The organism is Oceanisphaera sp. (assembly GCF_052084945.1).
Lineage (GTDB): Bacteria > Pseudomonadota > Gammaproteobacteria > Enterobacterales > Aeromonadaceae > Oceanimonas.
In genome coordinates, this window is the sequence record NZ_JBQDEX010000087.1 from 1 (window position 1) to 7,776 (window position 7,776).

The 7,776-nt window shown below is 48.7% G+C and carries 6 protein-coding genes; 4 read left to right on the forward strand and 2 right to left on the reverse strand.

What is annotated here, in order from left to right; all coding sequences use genetic code 11:
• Positions 1-266: 266 nt before the first annotated feature.
• Positions 267-749: a hypothetical protein gene (locus ACTHY5_RS08760; protein ID WP_441878768.1), complete on the reverse strand. Its 483-nt coding sequence runs from the start codon at positions 747-749 to the stop codon at positions 267-269.
• 265 nt (positions 750-1,014) lie between these two features.
• Here ACTHY5_RS08760 and ACTHY5_RS08765 point away from each other — a divergent pair, with 265 nt between their 5' ends.
• From ACTHY5_RS08765 to ACTHY5_RS08775, 3 genes are all read left to right on the forward strand, one after another.
• Positions 1,015-1,740 (forward strand): response regulator, encoded by a 726-nt coding sequence (locus tag ACTHY5_RS08765; protein WP_441878770.1) that lies wholly within the window; start codon positions 1,015-1,017, stop codon positions 1,738-1,740.
• Positions 1,730-3,097, forward strand: coding sequence for an ATP-binding protein (locus ACTHY5_RS08770; RefSeq protein WP_441878772.1), 1,368 nt, complete (start codon positions 1,730-1,732; stop codon positions 3,095-3,097). Before ACTHY5_RS08765 ends, ACTHY5_RS08770 begins: the two co-directional genes overlap by 11 nt.
• Positions 3,098-3,165: 68 nt before the next feature.
• Positions 3,166-4,434, forward strand: a complete 1,269-nt coding sequence (locus ACTHY5_RS08775) for an O-acetylhomoserine aminocarboxypropyltransferase/cysteine synthase family protein (protein ID WP_441878774.1) — start codon at positions 3,166-3,168, stop codon at positions 4,432-4,434.
• Between the two features lie 243 nt (positions 4,435-4,677).
• Here the strand turns inward: ACTHY5_RS08775 and ACTHY5_RS08780 are convergent, their stop codons facing one another.
• Positions 4,678-5,301, reverse strand: a complete 624-nt coding sequence (locus ACTHY5_RS08780; RefSeq protein WP_441878776.1) for a LysE/ArgO family amino acid transporter — start codon at positions 5,299-5,301, stop codon at positions 4,678-4,680.
• A gap of 187 nt (positions 5,302-5,488) precedes the next feature.
• Between ACTHY5_RS08780 and ACTHY5_RS08785 the strand changes: the two genes are divergently transcribed.
• The gene (locus tag ACTHY5_RS08785; RefSeq protein ID WP_441878778.1) at positions 5,489-7,702 is read left to right on the forward strand and encodes a heavy metal translocating P-type ATPase; all 2,214 of its coding nucleotides are present in this window, start codon (positions 5,489-5,491) and stop codon (positions 7,700-7,702) included.
• Positions 7,703-7,776 lie beyond the last annotated feature (74 nt).

Here is a 7,776-nt window from a genome sequence, read left to right on the forward strand (position 1 = left end):
AAGAGCCAAACACCCAACTATTAGTAGGGGAGCCCTTACCATTAGCAGTATTTGATTCGTTATCACTTTTCGCTCTTGCTTTTTTCCGTGGATTCCGTGGCAAAAATAGTCCTTAATTTTTTACTTAATACAAACTGACCATATACTTACTTAGATTGGTATAAGCCGTCAGCGATCTGCCAATAAAAAGCACCCTAGCCATGGGCTGTGGTGCTTGCTTTTGTTCTAACTGACAGCTGAAAGCTAACGGCTGGGCGCTTAATGCTTTATTTTTGAGCATCAGCCAGCAAGTCTTGCATTTGCTTAATGCGTACTTGCTTAAGTTTGTTGTCGGCGGTAATTTTTTCAAGGGTCGCTGTTTTAAGCTCTTTATCTGCTATTTTCTCCGCTTTGTGCTCTGCCATTAGCTTGCGCAGCAAGATGCTTTGCTCTGCAGATGCCAAACGCGCTTGATAGCTGACAATAAATTGTGCTTTTAGCTCTGGGGTATCTAGCTTAGTTAGGCGCTTTTCAAGATATTGCTCAAAACGCTCTGCGTCCATCATATATCCGCCCATGCCATGGCCGCGTTTACCGTGATAACCAGATTTATACATGCCCTTATGACCCATGTCATAGCCATCTTTCATTTGTGAGTATTTACCGTGATGGCCTCTGTTTGGCTCATCTTGCTCAGCCGCACTCACTAAGGCTGGGGCCGACAACAAACTGGTGGCGAGTAATAGTGCGCTATATTTCATCTTCATCATAATAACCTCAACAAGGAGTGGACTTAGGGTTTAGAATGTCAGTCACGCTATTAAAGCAGGCGGTTGTTAGCAGACTGTGTCAGCTAGCCGCTTTATTGTGACAAAGTGTCACGGGTTAGCACTTTGCCATACTTTGACATCATTTTTGTCTCTCAGACGCTTATACTGATGCCGTAATACCACTCAACGCCTTTTATCTTAGTGTTGCGAAAAGGTTTTGAGCAGGTAATTTTACAGAGTGCTATAACGACCAAGAGGGTAGCAGATGAGTAGCGGCAAACAATTATTAGTGGTCGATGATCATAGCGAAATTCGCAGTCTCTTAACCCGCTTTTTAGAGCAACACGGTTATCAGGTGCAAGCCGTACCCGACGGCAATGCCATGCGCCAGCATTTAAGCCATCAAGCACCCGATCTTATTATTCTCGATCTGATGTTACCCGGTGATGACGGCCTTACTTTGTGTCGTGAACTGCGTGGCCAAGGTAACGAAGTGCCCATTATTATGCTTACCGCCGTGGGCGAAGAAACTGATCGCATTGTCGGTTTAGAGATGGGCGCCGATGATTATCTGCCTAAGCCATTCAACCCACGTGAGCTATTGGCGCGTATAAAAGCGGTATTAAGACGACAATCCACAGCAGGCAAGATCGCAGTCACCCCAGACATTCAGCACCTGCACTTTGATCGCTGGAGCCTAGATCTAGCTCGTCGAGAGTTGCGTGATGATGCAGGCGTAACCGTGAGCTTAAGTACAGCCGAGTTCGACTTATTACGAGTTTTGACCCAGCACCCACACCATGTACTCAGTCGTGACCAATTACTGGATTTAGCCCGCGGCCGAGAAGCCCAAGCCTTTGATCGCGCTATCGACACCTTAGTGAGCCGACTCAGGCGCAAGTTAGAGCGCGACTCTAAGCAACCACAGTTAATTAAAACCATTTGGGGCGGTGGCTATATGCTAGCTGCAGATGTACATCATGGGCATTAAACGACTGCATTTTTGGTTAAGTAGCCTCAGCGGACAAGTGATCATGGTCGCCCTGCTGGCCTTAGTGCTGATCCAACTGGTGGGCATTCAAATTTATCGTATAGAGCGAGAAGAAACACTTGGCCTCGTAAATAGTCGCTTTACTTTACAGCGGCTGATCGCTGTTACTCGTTTACTGAATCAGTCACCTCCCGCCTTACACAGCGAAATTTTGCGCGCCAGCCGCAGCAAGACCCTGCGCCTTAGCATTAATAACACTGAGCCCACATCCAGTGAGCGCAGTGCACGCTTTGAGCATATAGTACGTAGCAAGCTCAACTACCCTGACGCGCTGAATATTTATATTAGTGCCGAACGTGCCCCTCGGTCTCATCAAACACCGATGGCAGCGCCATCACGCCACCGGCATCCCCCCATACGGGCCGATATTAGATTACAAGGGGGCATTGAGCTTGATGATGGTCGTTGGCTGAACTTTACCTCACTCACTGATAGCGACATTCCCGGCTGGTCGGCCAAAGCCGTGCTCTCTTTTATGGTATTGGCCGCCCTGCTCACCGGATTAATGATCTGGTTATTGCAACGCACCACGCGCCCACTCAAAAAGCTGGCACAACAGGCCGAGCGTCTGGGTCGCGGCGATAAACCCTCGCCGATTAACGAAAGTGGTCCTCGAGAAATTCGCGACACCTTGGCCGCGTTTAACCACATGCAAGACCGGCTAGACCGATTTGTGTCAGATCGCACCCGCATGCTGGCAGCAATTTCTCATGACTTGCGCACCCCCATTACCACCTTACAGCTGCGCTGTGAGTTTTTATCAGACGGCGAAGATAAACAAAAAATACAGCAGGGTCTTAAACGCATGGAGCAAATGCTTAATGCCACCTTGCAGTTTGCCCGTGAAGATGGACTGGCCGAGCCGATAAAAAATTTAGATTTAACCAGCTTGCTGCAAAGCTTATGCGATGATCTGCAAGATAACGGCCATACAGTCAGCTTAACCGAGCAAGACACTGTGCTCTATCGCGGACGCCCTAGTGCCCTGCGCCGCGCCCTACAAAACCTGCTCGACAATGGCGTAAAATACGGAGGTCAAGTACAAGTAAACTTAACCACAACCCCAGAGCAAATACGCATAGACATACGTGATTTTGGTTCAGGTATTGTAGAAGATCAGCTAGAAGAGGTATTTAAGCCTTTTATCCGCCTCGACCCTGCACGTAATGTAGCAGACGGCAGTATAGGGCTAGGTTTGGCTATAGCGCGTACCCTCATTCATCAACATGGCGGCCAATTGATACTGCGCAATCATCCTCAAGGGGGCTTATTGGCACAAATATCCCTGCCTCGCTAAGGTCGACTTTACACACAGAGGGAAACTTCCTACATTGGGCTGTATCTCTCACACAAGGACAGTACGTTATGAAAGACGAAACCCTAGCGGTTCACCACGGTTACACCACAGATCCCACAACCAAATCTGTGGCCGTGCCTATTTACCAAACCGTTGCGTATGAATTTGATAGCGCTCAACACGGTGCCGACTTATTTAACCTAGAAGTGCCCGGTAATATTTATACCCGTATCATGAACCCCACTAACGATGTGATTGAACAGCGGGTTGCAGCGCTAGAAGGCGGCATTGCCGGTTTAGCCGTGTCTGCTGGTAGCTCAGCCATTCATTATGCCTTAATTACCTTAGCGCAAAATGGCGACAATATAGTGACTACCCCACAGCTATATGGCGGTACCTACACCTTGTTTGCCCACATGCTACCTAGCATGGGCATTGAAGTGCGTTTTGCCGAAGATGCCAGCCCAGAGGCCATCGCCAAGCTAATTGACGATAATACCAAAGCCGTATTTTGTGAAAGCATAGGTAACCCAGCGGGTAACGTCACCGACTTACAAGGCTTAGCCGACGTAGCCCACGCCCAAGGCGTTCCCTTAGTAGTCGATAATACCGTTGCCAGCCCCGTATTATGCAAGCCCATTGAGTTTGGTGCCGACATAGTGGTGCACTCACTCACCAAATATATTGGCGGCCATGGCAACTCATTAGGCGGCGCTATTGTCGATAGTGGTAAATTTGATTGGGCCAAGCATAAAACGCGATTCCCGCAGTTTAGCAAGCCGGAGCCGGCGTATCATGGCGTGGTATATACAGAGTCTTTTGGCCCCGCCGCCTTTATTGCTCGCGCCCGCACTGTGCCACTGCGCAACACCGGCAGTGCCTTATCACCTATGAACACCTTCTTGCTATTACAAGGCCTAGAAACTCTGTCGTTGCGCATGGAGCGTCACGTAGAAAATACCTTTAAAGTAGCGGAATTTTTACAAGCCCACCCTAAAGTGAAATGGGTAAACTACGCCGGCCTTAAAGATCACCCTGATTATGAGCGTGCTCAGCGTTACATGAAGGGTAAGCCGTCCGCGATTTTATCGTTTGGCTTAAAAGACGGATATGAAGCTGGCGTGCGCTTTTACGATGCCTTAGCGCTAATTAAACGCTTGGTGAATATCGGTGATACGCGCTCGCTAGCCTGCCACCCCGCGTCTAGTACCCACCGTCAAATGAACGAAGCTGAACAAGCCCAAGCCGGTGTCACGCCTGAGATGATCCGCTTATCAATTGGCATCGAGCATATCGACGATATCATTGCTGACCTAGAGCAAGCACTTAACGCTTAATGTAAACTCCGTGGCTCAGCTTTTTAAAGATTAAAAACGTATCTGCCACGGAATACACAAAAGAACACGGAAAAGTGCCAATATAAAATCATGACATAACAATGGGTAAGAGCTTAGTCACAGGTGCCAACGCCCTTACCCCCTGTAGTCTTTGTCGTGTATTCCGTGGCAAAAACGAACTTATATTGAGACCTCATGTGTTTGTTATTCACTCAACCTTGAATACTCATAATTCAACACTTTTTAAGCGTACTCATAGAGCCCCAGCGCCAGCTTGGCGGCCAGTAACCACATTAAGGTACCAATGGTTCCGTCCATCAGCTTTTGTATCATCGGTCGATTCAACCAGTGGCTCATACGAGCAGCGGCTAGCGCCAAACTAAAAAACCATAACAAAGAAGCACAAAAACAACCGATGGCAAATGCCCATTTATCATATTCGGCAAAGCCACCGCCAACAGAGCCTAAAATCATCACAGTTTCAATATACACCTGTGGATTCAGCAAGGTGACCGCTAACACACCGATAATGACGGCTTTTAATCCCCGCGCCTGCCCATTTAACGCCATTGTTTGCTGTGGTTGAAACACTCTGCGCCAGCAGTGAGCACCATAGAGCAACAAAAACGCCATGCCTGCTATGCTCATTCCCCAATACAATACCGAATGCGATTGCAGTACGGCTCCGCCACCAAACACACCAAGGCTTATCAACAACACATCAAATACACTACAAATAGCAGCCACTAATAAATGATATTGCCGACGTATACCCTGATTCAGCACAAAGGCATTTTGTGCACCAATGGGAATAATGAGCCCCGCCCCTAGCGTAAAACCTTGCACCCAAGGTAACCAATACATCATGACTTATGCGCCTCATTAACTTGAATAGTCGCCAGATTAAAGCGCCATAGAAATGAAGTAAAACTAATATAATTTGACTATCATAAGATTAATTAATAAATGCTCAACAAACACTGCCCCCTATTGACCTTAGAGATACCTCTATGGTTTAAGCTATCTTTAGTTATTTTAAATAAGGTATAACCCCATGGGACAGTGCAGTCATCACGCTAATACTAAGCATACTGAGTCTTGCTGTAATCATGACGCAACCACAGCCAATGCTCAGGCAGATAGTAATCATCACTCTCATTCAGGAACAGTCCACTCTTGGCGCATAAAAGGCATGGACTGCCCTAGCTGTGCCGGAAAAATAGAAACCGCGCTGCGACGTTTGCCAGGCATACTCAGTGCCGATGTCCGCTTTGCTACAGAGCGTTTACAGGTGCGCCTCTCACAAAACACCTCGACCAAGCAGGTTGAAGACGCCATAGCCGCAATAGGCTTTAGCGCAGTCAGTGAGCAAGCCTCTAACACCTCCTCTATGAGCAAGAAACCGTGGTGGCAGCGCTATCAGGCTATACTGATCTTAATCACCTTATTACTGGTAGCCAGTGTCAGCCTGTTACTATTACCGCGCTTTGCCCCCCTCCTCTTTGCACTGGCCACCCTCTGGGGGTTATGGCCTATTGGCAATAAAGCCTGGCGACTGGCACGCAATGGCTCACCTTTTTCTATTGAAACTTTAATGACAGTGGCCGCTTGCGGGGCGCTGCTACTCGGTGAAACCGCCGAAGCCGCCATGGTGTTATTACTGTTTATGGTTGGTGAACAGTTAGAAAGCTTAGCGGCTGATAAAGCACGCTCTGGGGTCAGTGCATTAATGGCACTCGTGCCCAATGAAGCTCGTAAAATTACCGCCCACGGCATCATTACCGTCGATGCGAATAAGCTTAGCCCCAATGACGAAATAGAAATCCACCCAGGTGGTCGCTTACCCGTGGATGGTGTTCTATTAAGTGAGCTGGCCGCCTTTGACGAAAGTGCCGTCACAGGAGAATCAGTACCGGTTGATAAACAGCAAGGCGACCCCCTCACCGCAGGCAGCTTATTGGTGGATGTGGCGGTACGGGTGCGAGTTACCTCTCATCAGGGCAATAACACCATCGACAAAATCTTACACCTCATTGAAACCGCCGAGGCAAATAAGGCCCCCATTGCTCGCTTTATTGAGCGTTTTAGCCGCTGGTATACCCCAGCCATGATTTTGGCCGCCACACTGGTGGCCTTAATGCCACCCTTGCTTATGGCAGCAGACTGGGAAACTTGGATTTATCGTGGCTTAGTCTTATTGCTGATTGGTTGCCCGTGCGCTTTAGTGATCTCCACCCCAGCGGCTGTAACTTCTGCCTTAGCCAGCGCTAGTCGCATGGGCATCTTAATTAAAGGCGGCGCAGCATTAGAGCAGCTTGGCCAAATCAAGACCATGGCCTTTGATAAAACCGGCACCTTAACGCAAGGCAAGCCGCAGCTGCATCAGTTGATCTGTTATCCCCCTTTTAGTGAGCAACAGGTACTGAGCTTGGCCAGCGCGTTAGAGCATGGCTCTCACCATCCGTTAGCGAAAAGCATAGTGGCCGCCGCCAATGAGCAAAACATTCAGCTCACATCATTGCCATTTAAACGCACCTTACCTGGGGCCGGTATTGAGAGTGAATGGCAAAATCAACCCCTAATCATTTGTGCGCCCGCTCATGTCCCCCAAGCGCAGTTAACAGCAGAGCAAACGGCCACCATTAACCAGCTAAAAGATGAGGGGTATACCTTAGCCACCTTAATGGTCAATCAACAACTCGCTGGGCTATTTGCCTTAAGCGATCCCCTGCGTGCCGACGCCATTGCCGGAATCAACGCCCTTAACGCACTCAATATTCACAGCATTATGCTCACCGGTGATCATAATGGCGCCGCCCAGCGTATTGCCCAGCAACTAAATATTGATTATCAAGCCCAGTTATCACCACAAGATAAGCTGACTCAGTTACAGCAGCTTGAGCAATCAGGCCCATTAGCCATGGTGGGAGATGGCATTAACGATGCCCCAGCACTTAAGCAAGCAAGCGTGGGCATTGCCATGGGGCAAGGCACAGACGTCGCACTCGACAGCGCCGATGCCGCCCTCACCCACAATCGCTTAACAGGCCTAGCAGAGGCTGTATTATTATCCCGCGCTGCTAATCGTAATATTAGGCAAAATATTAGTTTAGCTCTGGGGTTAAAGGCCATTTTTTTAGTCACCAGCATCTTAGGCATTACCGGCTTATGGCTGGCGATTCTTGCCGATACCGGCGCCACCGCCCTAGTAACCCTGAATGCGTTAAGGCTCTTGGGCTTTAAGCCAAACCTAAAAACAAGATCCTGAAACCGTCATACCGGGCTACAACCCAGTATCAGTATGACAACAGGCCGTCATGCCGGACTTGCTCCGGTATCTCG